Source organism: Dyella sp. (genome assembly GCF_035486915.1).
Taxonomy (GTDB): domain Bacteria; phylum Pseudomonadota; class Gammaproteobacteria; order Xanthomonadales; family Rhodanobacteraceae; genus Dyella_B.
The window spans coordinates 1-13,577 of record NZ_DATHMR010000114.1; the positions used below are offsets into that span (position 1 = coordinate 1).

The window sequence follows — 13,577 nt, forward strand, 5'->3', positions numbered from 1 at the left end:
TCGCCCGCGTCGGTCAGGATCAGTTTGCGCGTGTTGCGATGAAACAAACGCACGCCGAGGTTTCGCTCCAACAGTGCGACGTTGCGGCTAATAGCAGCTGGCGTCCGCCCCATGTAACGGGCCGCGGCGGAAAAGCCTCCCAACTCGGCACTTCGAACAAAGGCGTCCAGATTGGCGAGCGTTTCCATGATCACCTTCAAAATTAAGTTGAAAATGATTCCAGCGATTTGAGACTACCGATAGAGAGTGGGGAATTCCATAGTGACGGTATGGCGATCGTGCCTTTTGGAGATTTCCTCATGAACACCGCTACTTCCGCATCCCATTCCGACCGTCCTGCCCCGACCGATGGCGCCCGCAGCATCGGCATCATTGGCGCAGGCCAGATCGGCTCTGCCTTCGCCCGGGCCCTCGCCCGTCACAGCATCCCGGCCGTCATTGCCAACAGCCGCGGCCCGGCATCCTTGCATGCACTGACCCGTGAGCTCGGGCCGTCCATTCGAGCCGTGTCACGCGAGGAAGCGGCGAAGGCCGACATCGTCCTCGTTGCCGTGAACTGGTCAAAATTGAGCGATGCCATGACCGGACTGGATTTGCGCGGCCGCATCGTCATCGACGCCAACAACCCCATCGAGCCGCCCACATTCCAGCCCGCGGATTTGAAGGGACGCACGTCCAGTGAAGTGTTCTCTGAACTGGTTCCCGGCGCACGCGTGGTAAAGGCATTCAATCATCTGCCGGCGCTGTTGGTATCGAACGATCCTCACGCGGAGGGCGGACACCGGGTGCTTTTCTTTTCCGGTGACGATGCGCAGGCCAAGCGCGACGTGGCCTCACTCATTGAATCGTTGGGTTTCTTCGGCATCGATTTGGGGCCGCTGGTCGCAGGTGGTCGCCTGACGGAGATCCCTGGGGGACCTTTACCCATCCACAACTTGGTCAAATTTGGCTAGCGTCTCGTTCAAGGCGGACGTTGCGCCGCCGAATGTCTTCACTGCGCTGATCATTCCCTCGTACATTTCCCGTCAACGACGTCGAAGAAATGCTCGCCTCTGGGCGAGTTGGAGGTGGGGTTCGTGAAGATGGAGACGGACGATTGGGGAAGTGTGCCTTCCCTTAGTTTTGCAAACCCCTGTTGCGACGATGACCTCTGTCTATCTGGGCTGAGTCCACGTCGCTTCAATGTCGTCTTTTACGGCATCGTCGACATCTGAAATGGAAACACCCATCAGCTGATCGACGCGTCCATGTCGCATTCCGTAAAAATGACCGCTTTGTCTGTATGTCGCGGTCCAGGTGACGCGATCGGAGTTTGCGCGTTCGTAATCGCCTTCATAGGTAAATCCGTTTTTTGTCTTGCCAGAAACACTTGTCATGATCATTTCCTTTGGGGGTAACCACTACAGCGTACTCCTTTGCTTGAGCTCAGGCGTGGCTCGCAATGGCGCCCGATTTGCGTCTACTTTGAATGCCATGCACGAGAAACTGCGCAAGAACGATTGCACCGCAAGCAGACGTTCTGCCCGACGTATTACACGCAACTAACAACACTAAGCGCATGCTGCCGGGTGATGAGGAAAGCAAGCACTCCTCCTTGATAGGCGGCTCCGCCTCGCGTTTTTATCCCTATATCGCCTCTTGATACTTCTCCGGTCGATGTCGGGGTACGGTTGCGGCCGCTCCGGGTTTGCAAGCGACTCCTTTCGCAGGAAAAATCATGAATACCCATGCCATCAACAACACTCAAAAACGTAACCTCGTTGATTCAGTCGAATCCCTCGACTCATTCACCATGTTGAGCAAGGCTCTGGATGCTTCCGGGCTGACGCCCGTGCTGAGCACGTCGGGCCCTTACACCTTCTTTGCTCCCAACGACGAAGCATTTCGCAAACTACCGTTGGGCACGCTGGAGGATTGGTTAAAGCCGGAGAACAAGGACGAATTGATTTCCGTGCTCAAATACCACGTGCTTCCGGGCCGTGCGTCAGCCGCTGATGTCGGCACCATGTCGCGACCAAAAATGATGCAAGGCCAATCGGCCGTTGTCACCAAGGAAGGCGACAAGATCCGGATCGATGGAGCCAATCTGATTGGGCTGGATATTGCCTCCAGCAACGGCGTTATCCATATGATCGACGCTGTCATCCAACCTATCGAGCCCGCGACCAAGCACTGATCGACGAGTGCTCGCACACGCTTACGTGAATGCCTGCGACCGAAGCGGGCATTCTCGACGCGTTTTTCAGTGTGCGGCGTTACGCAACGATTGTCTCTTCACGGCATGGCCGCGCCAGCGGTTGCTCGGACGGGAATACCCGTCGCGTCAAAGTTTTCAAGGCAGAAAATGTTGATGCCGAGAAAATCCGGCGTGACGCGTTTTCGGTGGAAGGGATAGATACCGCAGACTTTGCAGAAGTAATGCGTCGCGGTGAAGCTGTGGAACTGATACGGCGTCAGTGATTCGGCCCCGGCAAGAAGTTTGAACTCGCTCTCGTGGACCTTGACCATGAGGGCGTTCTTGCGCCGGCAAATCGAACAATCGCACGTCGTTAGCTCCGTAAAGGCCGATGAAATTTCGAAGCGCACTGCACCGCAGTGACAAGAGCCTGTGACGGTTTTCACATGCACACCTCGCCCTCCAGATAAAACACGCACCGGCAATCTAACTCGATACGAGCGCTTGCCGCGCAGCCAACGATCCAATATGCACATCAAAGCGCGGGGCTCATCAGATGAGACATGATTGACATAATTCGATATTTCTGGAAATATCGAATTATGGAAACAGACGATGCCCTTGCTGCTCTCTCCGCGTTGAGTCATGAGACTCGATTGGCGGCTTTTCGGGAATTGGTACAGGCTGGCCCCGAAGGGATTTCGGTCGGGGAGTTGCGGGAGCGCCTTGATCTGCCACCGGCCACATTGACGGCTCATCTCAACGGACTTCGCGCCGCGGCGCTTATCGATGACGAGCGCGAAGGGCGCGTCATTCGGCTGCGCGCGAACTACTCGCAGATGAATGCACTCATCGCCTATCTCACTGAGAACTGCTGTGCCGGTTCCGCGCATTGCGCGCCGGCCATTGCTTGTAAGCCCAAATCCAAAGGAGGTCGCGCATGAATCGGTTCCACGTTCATCTCAACGTAGTGGACCTACCCACCAGCGTGCAGTTCTACACCCGACTATTCGCTGCCGAGCCCACAGTGCTCAAGGCTGATTACGCCAAGTGGATGCTGGACGATCCCAGGGTAAATTTCGCTATCTCCAATATCAGTCGCGTGTCCGGCATTGATCACCTGGGTATTCAGGTGGAAAGCGAAGCCGACTTGATCGGCCTCGGGACTCGCCTCACTGCAGCAGGCGGCACAGTCACGCCTGAAGTTGGCGCCATTTGCTGTTACGCCCAATCGGACAAGGTTTGGATCGAAGACCCACAAGGCACGCGATGGGAAACGTTTTATACCTTTGGAGAAGCCGAAACCCACTACGCCAACCTGGCTGCTTGCGGAACCACAGGTGCTTCGTGTGCACCGGCAGTCTCGGCGCAAGAGGTGACTTCATCTGAAAGCCGGTCGTGCTGTGCCGCGCAATCGGGATGCTGCTGAGCTGGCGTCATGGAAGTTCGTGCGCTCACTGTATGCATGACCAAAACCATTCTGTAGGAATCGCCGCATGAAACGCGTCCTGTTTGTCTGCATCGAAAACTCCAATCGGAGTCAGATGGCGGAAGCGTTCGCACGCATGCATGGCGGCAATGACGTTGAAGCGTTTAGCGCTGGCTCGTCCCCATCGGGTCAGATCAACCCGAAAGCCATTCGCTTCATGTCGGAAGTGGGCTACGACTTGAGCAAGCACGCCTCCAAGTCGCTCGATGATATCGATGGCGATTTCGACGCCGTCGTTACCATGGGCTGCGGCGATAGTTGCCCGTGGGTCCCTGCAAAGCGCCGCGAAGATTGGGCACTCCCTGACCCCAAGCATTTCGACGAGGCCGGCTACCGTGCAGTGCGCGATGAGATCGCTGCGCGCGTAAAAGCATTATTGAAGAGTTTGTGATCTTGCTTGCCCGCGAGCTGGATGCAAACTTTTTGGGGGTGTTCTCTAACGATAAACACAAGATCGAGGTTGGTTTTCAAACTCCAACACGCCCCCTTTCAGAAAGCCCTAAAGACGAGGCGATCACTTACCCAAAGGGCAAATGATCGCCTCGATACACCCGCACTCTTAAGCATTACCCACGGACACCTTGCGCGTGCCAGCGTTTTCGATGCGGTTGTCCAGGCTGAAAGCACCTGCGCCGAAGTAGGCAATCTGCAGAAGACCACCGGTGATCATCACGTCCTTAAGGAAGTGAATCATCTGGTTTTGATCGGCAAAGTTGTGGTGGAAGAAAACGGCCGTAGCAATGGAGAACACCCCCAGGACCACGGATGCAAAGCGGGCGCGGAAGCCCAACAACAACAGGAGACTGCCACCCACCTCAATGACCACCGACGTAATAAAGGCAAGCGGTGGTGCGGGCAGTCCGACAGATGCGATGTAACCCACTGTCGCACCATACGCAGCGAGTTTGCCCAAACCACTCATAAGGAATGGCAGACCAAGCAAGATGCGACCCAGCAACGGAAGAAATTTGTAGCGTTCCATAAAAACCTCCTGACAAGAATTGTCTAGATGAAGTAAGTGGGTGGAGTCGAAAAAGTGGTTTAGCCGGTGTCCACCATCACCAGCTCGGAATCTTCAAGCGCAACGATCTCGACGTTCGTCGTCTGCGTGATCGCAACACCATCGAAAGCATTCATGGGCTCGCCATTGACGGACACTCGTCCCGACGCCACGACGAGATAAGCAGAGCGCAACGGTGCCAACACGTGACGGACTTGCTCGCCTGTCTTTAGCGTTGCAGCGAGCACCCGCGCATCCGCACGAATAGAAAGCGCTCCTTCGTCATCGGAAAAACCGCTGGCAAGTACGACGAAGCGTGCGGCGCGATCGTTTTTCGGAAACTGTCGTGTATGCCACTGCGGCGCGCCGCCCACCGCGCGCGGCTGCAACCAGATCTGATAAAGCTTCAGCGGCACATCGCCCTTGTTGAACTCGGCGTGGCGTATGCCGGTGCCGGCACTCATCACTTGCACATCGCCTGCATGGATCAGCCCTTCCGATCCGAGCGTGTCGCGGTGCCCGAGAACGCCCTGCCGGACGTACGTGATGATTTCCATGTCTTGATGGCCATGGAGGGGGAAGCCACCGCCAACGGCGATCTCGTCGTCGTTCCACACGACCAGATTTCCAACGGGCTCGTGCTCCGGATTCCCGCCATCGAACACCGTGATGTGGTGCTTCGCGCGCAGCCAACCGAAGTCGGCGTTGCTCAATGTTTGCCAGCGGCGGTGCGTAAGCATCTTCATGTCCTCCAGGCCCCCGCCCCGGTATGGGACGGCTACCAAATCGGAATTCGCCTTGCCTCGGCGGTGATCTGGGCGTTGGAGGAATGCTAAATTAGCAACGATCCAAGGCATATCTCCTAATTTGCAAAGGATCATTGCTGCTGATAGAACGATAGGCACACACCAGAGCCTGCCGATGAACCCGATCACGGACCTCAACAACCTTCGACTCTTCGCGGAAGTGGTGGAGCACGGGAGTTTTACGTCGGCAGCGCGCAGCCTTGGCGTGCAGACGTCCAAGCTCAGCCGGCGCATACGCACATTGGAAGAAGAACTCGGCGTGCGCCTGCTCAATCGAACGAGCCGAACGCTCTCGCTTACCGAAACCGGTCGACAGTTCTACCAACATTGCGCTGCCGTCGTCGCCGAATCGGTCGCCGCCAAAGACATCGTCGATCAGACCCGAACCACGCCACAGGGCACCGTTCGCATGAGCTGCCCGGTTGCGCTTCTGAGCTCAGGCGTCGCCGCGATCATCGCCCGATACGTTCAGGACAATCCGCAAGTACAGGTACTTCTCGATGCGACCAATCGCCGTGTCGACGTGATTGAAGACGGCCTGGATTTCGCCATACGCGTCAGAGTTCCGCCGCTGGAAAACACCGACCTCGCGTTTCGGCAACTCGGCGTGTCGGTGCAGATTCTGGTTGCGAGTCCCGCATTAATCGCACGCCATCCCGCGCCCAGTTCCATCGAATCCTTGCGCAATTGGCCCACGCTCGCGATGTCCAGCAACAACGAAAGATTTGTATGGAATTTGCTGGACAGCAAGGGAGTGGCGACATCATGGACCCATCAACCGCGACTGGCGACAGATGACTTGGACAGCTTGCGCGTTGCGGCGATACAAAGCGCAGGCGTTGCGTTAGTGCCACGCGAACTTGTCGATGCCGATATCAAAGCCGGTCGGTTACAACATCTACTTACGGAGATGGCCTCAACGCCGGGCCTTGTACACGCGATCTTTCCTTCGCGACGAGGCATGGTTCCTGCCGTTCGTCATTTGCTCAATGCGCTTGTTGCGGGATTTGAAGAGATGAATCGCCAGAATTGATAAGTGCGAGATATAGGTTGGTTTTGAAAGACCAATCTGGCCCATGTTTCTTGCCTTAAAACAAACTCGGCCGCCCCTGCGGGGGTTTTACGTCTAAGCTTTATGGAATAGGGAGGGGATATGGGTCAGCCAAACACTCACGCAGCAAAGGCGTGGCAGACAGCGCTGTGAGGATAAACAGTGCGGTTTGCCTCAACAGATCAAGCATTTCTCTTCCAGGTCTGCGTTCATAGCGACGTATTCGCTTTCACATTGTCGCCTGGATTTATCCGCTTTCAATCCGGAGCGCACGCTACGTGGCGCGCGCAAGATAGGCCGGACTTAGGTGGCATCGGTTGCGTACCGGACCTGAATAACTGGCCTGCGAAACGGACGATTTAAGAGTATTGTCGAGGATACCGCCTCTCACTACGTAGACATCCGAATGAACGACACACCTAAACCCTTGTCGGCATCGACCATTCATTCGGTTTATTCCGGCACGAAGATTACTTCTGCGGTCGAGCAAGCCAAAGATTTCAAATCGACGAACCGTTTTCAGCGGGAGGCCTCGCATTCGGGGCAGGCGCCCGAGAAACCCAAAGTCGAGAAAAAGCGGCCGCGCCGGTAGTCACGCACCGCTGCTGTTCAATTTAAGTGGAACGTTCGGCTGGCAAGATCAGCTCAACGCGCGCACGCGAAAATTGCGTCCCTTGATCTTTCCGGCGCGCAGACGCTCCAGCGCTTTGTTCGCAGCCGATCGGTTAATGGCAACGTAGGCGCGCGTAGCGAAAACATCGATTTTGCCGACGTCGTCCGCCGTGAGGCCCGCATCGCCTGTCAGTGCACCGAGGATGTCGCCGGGGCGAAGCTTGTCCTGGCGCCCCGCGTCGATCACCAGCGTTTTCATCGGCGCGAGATTCAACGTCTTGCTGCGCGGCGCGGATAGTTTCAGCGGATGCCAGGGCAGCGGTCTGCCGAGCAGTTGTTCGATGTTGTCGGCTTTGGGTTTTTCGCGTGGCGTGCATAGCGCTATCGCCAGACCGATTTGCCCCGCGCGACCGGTGCGGCCGATGCGATGGGTATGCGTCTGGGGATCGTGGGCGATGTCGTAGCTGATTACCAGCGGCAGTGCGGTGATGTCCAGTCCGCGTGCTGCCACATCCGTAGCCACCAGTACGGCACAGCTACGGTTAGCAAACTGCACCAGCACTTCGTCGCGGTCGCGCTGTTCCATGTCGCCGTGCAACGCCAATGCGGAAAAACCGCGTTGATCGAGCTCTTGCGCCACGGCGTCCACGTCGCGTCGCATATTGCAGAACACCAGCGCGTGCTGGCCGCGTTCACCGGTAAGCAGTTGGGCCAGCGTGTCGAGTTTGCGGGCCGGATCCACGTCGATGAACTGCTGTTCGATCGCAGGTTTTGTTTCGGTCGGCGCTTCGACGGTGATCTCGACCGGGTTGCGCTGCACGCGTGCGCTCACCGCCCTGATGTCATCCGGATAAGTCGCCGAAAACAACAGTGTTTGATGGTGCTTGGCGATACGTCCGATGATGTCATCGATGGCTTCGCTGAAACCCATGTCCAGCATGCGGTCGGCTTCGTCCAGCACCAGCACCTTGATGCCGCCGCCATGCAGACTTCCGCGCTTCAAATGTTCCTGCACGCGACCGGGCGTGCCCACCACGATGTGCGGATCGTGCGATAGAGACGCCAGCTGCGGCCCCAACGGCATGCCGCCGCACAAAGTCAGCAGTTTGACGTTGGGAATGTTCGCCGCGAGCTTGCGAATCGCCTTGCTCACCTGATCGGCAAGTTCGCGTGTCGGACAAAGCACCAGCGCCTGCAAGCGAATCGTTTCTGCATTTAGCGATTGCAACAGACTCAGTCCGAATGCCGCGGTTTTGCCGCTGCCGGTTTGTGCCTGGGCAATGACGTCGCGCCCTTCCAGCATGGCAGGAAGGCTCTGTGCCTGGATCAGAGTCATGGTGCTATAGCCGAGTGTGTCGACACTGGCAAGCAGCTCGGGTTTCAAGGGAAGTGTGTCAAAGGCAGTCATGCGCCATGATCGCACGTTCGCATCAATCATTGCCTGAAAAATGGAGCCGGCAAGGGTGGCCAAGCGACGCGCCAAAGCCGTCATCTGATGTGCATAGTCGACACTTCGTTTTGCAACGGATGGTTAGCCAGACGTGAGGTGGATAGGGTTGGTTTAAATGAATCGCTTAGCTTGATTGTTCAGCAAAGCCCTACGGATGAATAACTCGCAGTCCAAATTCGTCTATTGGGTCGGTCGGCAACCTTCCAGAGAGTCCAACTGCCGCTGCAGCAATCAAACCGATTTCACTTCTCCGCCATCCATACGGAGCATGGCGCCCGTCATCCAGCGTGCGCCAGGCGAGACTAGAAACGCCATGAGCTCGGCGATTTCTTCGGGTTCACCATAGCGAGCAATACCTGCCTCGCGTGGAAAATGCTCCGTCGCTTCTTCGGGCGTCATGTTGTGCAACGGAGCCCAGTGCTCAAGGTACGAGCGACGACGCCCCGTCATCACCGGACCCGGCAGTACGCTGTTGACTTGCACGCCGTCGGTAATGCCGCGATCGGAAAAGGCCTTCGCCAGCGCGGCGATGGCGGCGTTGATCGTTCCGACCGCCGCGTACGGCGCCTTCGGAAATATCGCGGAATTGCCGGACATAATGACGACCGATCCTTTCGCTTCTTTCAGCGCCGGCCATGCTTCGATAGTGAGGCGTCTGGCGCCGTGAAGCTTGAGCGCCATACCGCCATCCCATTGTTCGTCGGTCATTTCGAAGAGATCGATTTGCGGAACGGCACCGGCGATATTCAGCAACGCATCGATACGGCCAAAGGCTGCCAGCGTTTTCCCGACGACAATCTTCGCTGCCGCTTTATCGGCCAGATCAAGATCGAGAATCAACGCTTTCGCACCGTTGGCTTCGACCGATGCGGCCGTCTCCAACAAATGCTCACGATTCCTGGCGACGAGCACGACCGCTTTGAAATCTTTGGACAGACGAATTGCCGTGGCGCGGCCGATACCCTGACTCGCACCCGTGACTATGGCCGTTGACTGTGACATGACGTTCTCCGATGCGTGTTGTGGCAATGATCTCAGGCAGCGAGAAAACTACTGATGGCTTCGGCGATCTCGTTCGCATGCGTTTCCAGCGCGAAGTGGCCCGTGTCGAGGAAGCGAACCTGTGCGTCCGGAATATCGCGCTTGAAAGCCTCGGCGCCCGGCGGCAGGAAGAACGGATCGTTCTTTCCCCACACCGCGAGAAAACGCGGGTGATATTTGCGGAAGTAAGCCTGGAATGTCGGATACAGCGCGACGTTGCTCTTGTAGTCCAGGAACAGATCCAATTGAATCTCGTCGGCCCCCTTGCGTGCAAGGTAGTAGTTGTCCAGTGCGATACCGTCGGGCGAAACCAGCGATTCGTCAGCCACGCCATGTGTGTACTGCCAGCGCGTGGTTTCCGGCGCGAGGAATCCGCGCAACGCTTCGCGATTTTCCGCCGAGGGATTTTTCCAATATGCCTGAATCGGATTCCATCCCTCGCTCAATCCTTCTTCGTACGCATTTCCGTTCTGGGAAATGATGGCCGTGATGCGTTCTGGATGCTTTACCGCTAGGCGAAAGCCCGTCGGCGCGCCATAATCGAAAACGTAGACGGCGAAGCGATCGAATCCCACCACTTCCGTGAAGCGATCGATGACGTTGGCGATGTTCTCGAATGAATAAGTGAATTTGTCGCGCGACGCCATATCCGTTTGACCGAACCCCGGTAGGTCAGGCGCGATGATGTGGAAGCGATCGCTCAGCAGTGGAATGAGATCACGGAACATGTGGCCCGAACTGGGATAACCATGCAGCAGCAGCAATTTCGGTTTATCGGCTGAACCTGCTTCACGATAGAAGACGTTCAGGCCATCGACGTTGGCACGGCGGTATTGAATAGCGGACATGACGATTTCTCCAGGGAATAAGGTGGTTTAGTAGTGTGGATGCTCGGATGGGATGATTCCGTTCAGTTCCCGACGTGCCGCACCGCATCGACGATGACGGTCTGGACAAGCTCAGGTGCGGTGACACTGGGAAGATGGTCGACGGGATAAACGCTTATGCGCGCGTTCATGCGTTCGGCCATGAAGCGCTGCGTCTTCTCGGGAATCATGTGATCGTGCTCTGCCACGAGATACCAGACAGGCACATCTCGCCAGAGCGGGCGTTCAACCGGCACGGTGATGGCAGCCGGCGAAATAGGAAGTTGCTTCGCGGCGAGCGCTTTGCGTTCTTCCTGCGACGCGTGCTGCGCAAACGCGGTGCCGAATGCTTCAGGCGCCAGCCATATCAGCCCATCGTCGCCGGGCGCGAGCTTCGGCGCTTTGTCGTCGTGCTCGTAACGGTAGAAGACATCGGCAACGGTCTCGCCCTGATCTGGCGCCAACGCGGCGATATAGACCAGCGCCCGCACCTTCGCGCTGTGCGTGGCGGCGATAACGGCCCCCGCATACGCGTGCCCGACCAGAACGACGGGACCATCGACCCGCGCGAGCGCCTTGTCCAAGGCCGCCACGTCGTCGGCGAGCGACGAGAGCGGTAGACGGAAGGTAACTGCCTCAATGCCTTTTGACTGGAGCAAGGTGACGACCTTGCTCCAACTCGATTCATCGGCCCATGCCCCATGCGCCAATACAACTGTTGCGGTTGTCTTGCCCATATCGCCTCTCCCAGTGGTTTGAAAGCCGGTGGTCTGAGGCAATGGGGACTTGAAGATCAAGTAACCGCCTCAATGTGTATTTAAAGGTTACTCTCTTCAAAAATAACTTGTCAACACCTTTTGAGCCGGTTACCTTGAGCCCAAGGAGAAAACCTATGTCGCAGCCCATGCCCGCCCTTTTCATTGCCGACTCCCCTGGCCTGGATTTCCTGAATTCCGTGGCCACGCCGATCGATACCCCCATCGATTGGCTCGAGGACGGCGAGGGGCTGCTGGGTTGGCTCCGCCAGGCGAGGCTGGCGCCCGATGACGTGCTGAAATCGATCCGCGCACGGGCGATTCCGGGAGAAATCGATCGCCTGGCGGCTCAGGCGCGCAGCTTGCGCGAATGGTTTCGGGGATTCGTGCAGACACACAAAGGGCATCCGCTGAAAACCGCGGATTTGTCCAAACTGGAACCGCTCAATGAGCTGCTCAGGCGCGATGAAGCGTTCAACGAAATCGTTGTTCAAGAAGGCGACGAAGCTTCCGGCTTTCGCTTGGTGAAATCGCGACGTTGGGCTTCACCCGAAACGTTGTTGATTCCGATCGCCGAATCGTTGGCGGATCTGGTTTGCCAGGAAGACTTTTCGTACGTGAAAGCTTGCGAAGGGCCGGTCTGCACCTTGTTATTTGCCGATCACACGCGCGGACACGCGCGCAGATGGTGCAGCATGTCCCTGTGCGGCAATCGCGCAAAACAAGCGGCGCATAGGCGCCGCGTGAAGGCAGAGTTGCCGAACAACGTTTAGACGCGTTGCTTGAGCTGGCGTTCTTGCTGATTTGTGCCGATCGCCCGCTGAAATAAGTCAGCGGTCGTGAGAGCATGAAAACAACAACGGCTCTCTCGTTGGATGACGTCCCCTGAATTGAATTCGGCGCACCGGGTGATCTCATGACGAAACGCATCGCCGCTACGCTCAGCCTCCTTTTGCTCGCCTCTCTCACTCCGGCGATGGCGCAACAATTTCCGGTTTGGGAGTGGCTGTTGCACAACTACGGCAGCAAGACCGACGACACGCCTGTGCCATCGATGAAGATGGGCAATCACATGCAGATGTCGTTGAAGGGCACGGCACAAACGGGCGACGAACAGCGCGCCGATGACATCGTCGCCGCAGCCAAGCGCGTACTCGCTCGCTACGCCGACGTAAACACCGCCGTACAGGATGGCTACAAACCTTTTCATCCGAGCGGCAAGATGGGCGAGGAAGTGCATTACACCAACTACCGCTACGCACGGCTGGAACAGCAACACGTCAACTACGATCAGCCAGGATCGATTCTCTACAAGCGCACGCCGCACGGCATGGAAGCGGTTGGCGTGATGTACATCGCGCCACAAAAAGCCACGCCTGAACAGTTAAACGCCGTTGCGCCGCTGAGCATCGCGACCTGGCACCGGCACGTCGATTTCTGCGGCGCTCCACGCAGTCTTCCCGTCGCCCAACAGTACGGTCCTCATGCACAATTGGGCCCGCAAGGCAGCATACATACCGAAGACGCCTGTAAAGCAGCGGGTGGTCTGTGGATTCCCGTCGTCTTCGGCTGGATGACCCACATTTATCCGAATGCAAAAAGTCCGAGCGAGGTATGGGCCGGGATGGATATGCATATGGATGCGAACAGCGATCATGATTGATCAGCCCGCCGATAAGCGAGCTGATGCATTTCCAAAATGGGTGACCACGGCATTTATGCATCATGCGCAAAGATCTCAATGACTTGATTGCGTTTTTGTTTGTTGCGCGCGAGCGCAGCTTTACGCGCGCGTCGGCGAAGCTCGGCATATCCCAATCGGCGCTGAGTCATACGATCCGAAAGCTTGAGAGTCGGCTCGGCGTTCGATTGCTGACGCGCACGACGAGAAGCGTCTCGCCTACTGAGGCTGGAGAGCGTCTGTTGCGCAGTGTGGCGCCGCGTTTGGAAGAGATCGAAGCGGAACTTACTGCCTTGGGCGAATTGCGCGAAAGGCCCGCCGGCACGATTCGCATTACTACCGCCGAACATGCGGCCGATACCATTCTGCGGCCGGCGCTGGAGAAACTTCTTCCCGCTTATCCCGACATCAAGGTGGAAGTCGTCATCGATTACGGCTTGATCGATATCGTTGCGCAACGCTACGACGCCGGCATTCGCCTGGGCGAACAGGTGGCGAAGGACATGATCGCGGTGTGCATAGGGCCGGATGTGCGCATGGCGGTCGTCGGGTCGCCGGCTTATTTCTCGAAATATCCCATTCCAAAAAAACCGCAAGATTTGACGGCGCACAATTGCATTAACTTGCGTTTGCCAACGCATGGCGGTTTG

18 protein-coding genes are annotated in these 13,577 nt (G+C 57.1%); 9 read left to right on the forward strand and 9 right to left on the reverse strand.

Annotated features, from left to right (window positions below):
• Positions 1-188, reverse strand: a 188-nt coding sequence (locus tag VK725_RS09015; RefSeq protein WP_325317725.1) for a LysR family transcriptional regulator, incomplete at its 3' end; no start/stop codon positions are given.
• Positions 189-299: 111 nt separating this feature from the next.
• Between VK725_RS09015 and VK725_RS09020 the strand changes: the two genes are divergently transcribed.
• Positions 300-953, forward strand: coding sequence for an NADPH-dependent F420 reductase (locus VK725_RS09020; protein ID WP_325317726.1), 654 nt, complete (start codon positions 300-302; stop codon positions 951-953).
• A gap of 201 nt (positions 954-1,154) precedes the next feature.
• On the opposite strand, the gene VK725_RS09025 is transcribed toward VK725_RS09020, so the two are convergent.
• Positions 1,155-1,376: a TonB-dependent receptor gene (locus tag VK725_RS09025; protein WP_325317727.1), complete on the reverse strand. Its 222-nt coding sequence runs from the start codon at positions 1,374-1,376 to the stop codon at positions 1,155-1,157.
• Between the two features lie 341 nt (positions 1,377-1,717).
• Here VK725_RS09025 and VK725_RS09030 point away from each other — a divergent pair, with 341 nt between their 5' ends.
• Entirely contained in the window at positions 1,718-2,176 is a 459-nt protein-coding gene (locus tag VK725_RS09030) for a fasciclin domain-containing protein (RefSeq protein WP_325317728.1), read from the forward strand.
• A gap of 98 nt (positions 2,177-2,274) precedes the next feature.
• Here the strand turns inward: VK725_RS09030 and VK725_RS09035 are convergent, their stop codons facing one another.
• The gene (locus tag VK725_RS09035) at positions 2,275-2,823 is read right to left on the reverse strand and encodes a GFA family protein (RefSeq protein WP_325317729.1); all 549 of its coding nucleotides are present in this window, start codon (positions 2,821-2,823) and stop codon (positions 2,275-2,277) included.
• On the opposite strand from VK725_RS09035, the gene VK725_RS09040 reads away from it, so the two are divergent.
• The 3 genes from VK725_RS09040 to VK725_RS09050 all read left to right on the forward strand — a co-directional run bounded on the left by VK725_RS09040 (position 2,779) and on the right by VK725_RS09050 (position 4,056).
• On the forward strand, positions 2,779-3,120 hold the full coding sequence (locus VK725_RS09040) for a metalloregulator ArsR/SmtB family transcription factor (RefSeq protein WP_325317730.1): 342 nt from the start codon (positions 2,779-2,781) through the stop codon (positions 3,118-3,120). The genes VK725_RS09035 and VK725_RS09040 overlap by 45 nt on opposite strands.
• Entirely contained in the window at positions 3,117-3,605 is a 489-nt protein-coding gene (locus VK725_RS09045) for an ArsI/CadI family heavy metal resistance metalloenzyme (RefSeq protein WP_325317731.1), read from the forward strand. The genes VK725_RS09040 and VK725_RS09045 overlap by 4 nt, the downstream gene beginning before the upstream one ends.
• 67 nt (positions 3,606-3,672) lie before the next feature.
• Positions 3,673-4,056 carry an arsenate reductase ArsC gene (locus VK725_RS09050; protein ID WP_325317732.1) on the forward strand — a complete coding sequence of 128 codons (384 nt, stop codon included), beginning with the start codon at positions 3,673-3,675 and terminating at the stop codon, positions 4,054-4,056.
• A gap of 168 nt (positions 4,057-4,224) precedes the next feature.
• Here the strand turns inward: VK725_RS09050 and VK725_RS09055 are convergent, their stop codons facing one another.
• Together VK725_RS09055 and VK725_RS09060 are read right to left on the reverse strand one after the other, a co-directional pair.
• A complete protein-coding gene (locus VK725_RS09055) occupies positions 4,225-4,647 on the reverse strand; it encodes a DoxX family protein (RefSeq protein WP_325317733.1) in 423 nt (140 codons plus the stop codon).
• A gap of 59 nt (positions 4,648-4,706) precedes the next feature.
• Positions 4,707-5,405, reverse strand: coding sequence for a pirin family protein (locus VK725_RS09060; protein ID WP_325317734.1), 699 nt, complete (start codon positions 5,403-5,405; stop codon positions 4,707-4,709).
• Positions 5,406-5,586: 181 nt separating this feature from the next.
• Between VK725_RS09060 and VK725_RS09065 the strand changes: the two genes are divergently transcribed.
• A complete protein-coding gene (locus tag VK725_RS09065) occupies positions 5,587-6,504 on the forward strand; it encodes a LysR family transcriptional regulator (protein ID WP_325317735.1) in 918 nt (305 codons plus the stop codon).
• Positions 6,505-7,162: 658 nt separating this feature from the next.
• On the opposite strand, the gene dbpA is transcribed toward VK725_RS09065, so the two are convergent.
• From dbpA to VK725_RS09085, 4 genes are all read right to left on the reverse strand, one after another.
• On the reverse strand, positions 7,163-8,542 hold the full coding sequence (gene dbpA, locus VK725_RS09070; RefSeq protein ID WP_325317736.1) for an ATP-dependent RNA helicase DbpA: 1,380 nt from the start codon (positions 8,540-8,542) through the stop codon (positions 7,163-7,165).
• 273 nt (positions 8,543-8,815) lie between these two features.
• Positions 8,816-9,586 (reverse strand): SDR family oxidoreductase, encoded by a 771-nt coding sequence (locus VK725_RS09075; protein ID WP_325317737.1) that lies wholly within the window; start codon positions 9,584-9,586, stop codon positions 8,816-8,818.
• 32 nt (positions 9,587-9,618) lie between these two features.
• Positions 9,619-10,473 carry an alpha/beta hydrolase gene (locus VK725_RS09080; RefSeq protein WP_325317738.1) on the reverse strand — a complete coding sequence of 285 codons (855 nt, stop codon included), beginning with the start codon at positions 10,471-10,473 and terminating at the stop codon, positions 9,619-9,621.
• Between the two features lie 62 nt (positions 10,474-10,535).
• Positions 10,536-11,228: an alpha/beta hydrolase gene (locus tag VK725_RS09085; protein WP_325317739.1), complete on the reverse strand. Its 693-nt coding sequence runs from the start codon at positions 11,226-11,228 to the stop codon at positions 10,536-10,538.
• A gap of 155 nt (positions 11,229-11,383) precedes the next feature.
• Between VK725_RS09085 and VK725_RS09090 the strand changes: the two genes are divergently transcribed.
• The 3 genes from VK725_RS09090 to VK725_RS09100 form a co-directional block, all read left to right on the forward strand.
• Positions 11,384-12,019: a CGNR zinc finger domain-containing protein gene (locus tag VK725_RS09090; RefSeq protein WP_325317740.1), complete on the forward strand. Its 636-nt coding sequence runs from the start codon at positions 11,384-11,386 to the stop codon at positions 12,017-12,019.
• 143 nt (positions 12,020-12,162) lie between these two features.
• Complete coding sequence (locus VK725_RS09095; protein WP_325317741.1) at positions 12,163-12,909, forward strand: hypothetical protein; 747 nt, start codon at positions 12,163-12,165, stop codon at positions 12,907-12,909.
• 62 nt (positions 12,910-12,971) lie between these two features.
• The coding region (locus VK725_RS09100) for a LysR family transcriptional regulator (RefSeq protein ID WP_325317742.1) at positions 12,972-13,577 on the forward strand (606 nt) is incomplete at its 3' end.

Excerpts from the sequence above, each read along its gene's own strand:
- VK725_RS09020 (WP_325317726.1), top strand. The coding sequence starts at position 300 with ATGAACACCGCTACTTCCGCATCCCATTCCGACCGTCCTGCCCCGACC.
- VK725_RS09025 (WP_325317727.1), bottom strand. The coding sequence starts at position 1,376 with ATGACAAGTGTTTCTGGCAAGACAAAAAACGGATTTACCTATGAAGGC.
- VK725_RS09030 (WP_325317728.1), top strand. The coding sequence starts at position 1,718 with ATGAATACCCATGCCATCAACAACACTCAAAAACGTAACCTCGTTGAT.
- VK725_RS09040 (WP_325317730.1), top strand. The coding sequence starts at position 2,779 with ATGGAAACAGACGATGCCCTTGCTGCTCTCTCCGCGTTGAGTCATGAG.
- VK725_RS09035 (WP_325317729.1), bottom strand. The coding sequence starts at position 2,823 with ATGACTCAACGCGGAGAGAGCAGCAAGGGCATCGTCTGTTTCCATAAT.
- VK725_RS09045 (WP_325317731.1), top strand. The coding sequence starts at position 3,117 with ATGAATCGGTTCCACGTTCATCTCAACGTAGTGGACCTACCCACCAGC.
- VK725_RS09050 (WP_325317732.1), top strand. The coding sequence starts at position 3,673 with ATGAAACGCGTCCTGTTTGTCTGCATCGAAAACTCCAATCGGAGTCAG.
- VK725_RS09055 (WP_325317733.1), bottom strand. The coding sequence starts at position 4,647 with ATGGAACGCTACAAATTTCTTCCGTTGCTGGGTCGCATCTTGCTTGGT.
- VK725_RS09060 (WP_325317734.1), bottom strand. The coding sequence starts at position 5,405 with ATGCTTACGCACCGCCGCTGGCAAACATTGAGCAACGCCGACTTCGGT.
- VK725_RS09065 (WP_325317735.1), top strand. The coding sequence starts at position 5,587 with ATGAACCCGATCACGGACCTCAACAACCTTCGACTCTTCGCGGAAGTG.
- dbpA (WP_325317736.1), bottom strand. The coding sequence starts at position 8,542 with ATGACTGCCTTTGACACACTTCCCTTGAAACCCGAGCTGCTTGCCAGT.
- VK725_RS09075 (WP_325317737.1), bottom strand. The coding sequence starts at position 9,586 with ATGTCACAGTCAACGGCCATAGTCACGGGTGCGAGTCAGGGTATCGGC.
- VK725_RS09080 (WP_325317738.1), bottom strand. The coding sequence starts at position 10,473 with ATGTCCGCTATTCAATACCGCCGTGCCAACGTCGATGGCCTGAACGTC.
- VK725_RS09085 (WP_325317739.1), bottom strand. The coding sequence starts at position 11,228 with ATGGGCAAGACAACCGCAACAGTTGTATTGGCGCATGGGGCATGGGCC.
- VK725_RS09090 (WP_325317740.1), top strand. The coding sequence starts at position 11,384 with ATGTCGCAGCCCATGCCCGCCCTTTTCATTGCCGACTCCCCTGGCCTG.
- VK725_RS09095 (WP_325317741.1), top strand. The coding sequence starts at position 12,163 with ATGACGAAACGCATCGCCGCTACGCTCAGCCTCCTTTTGCTCGCCTCT.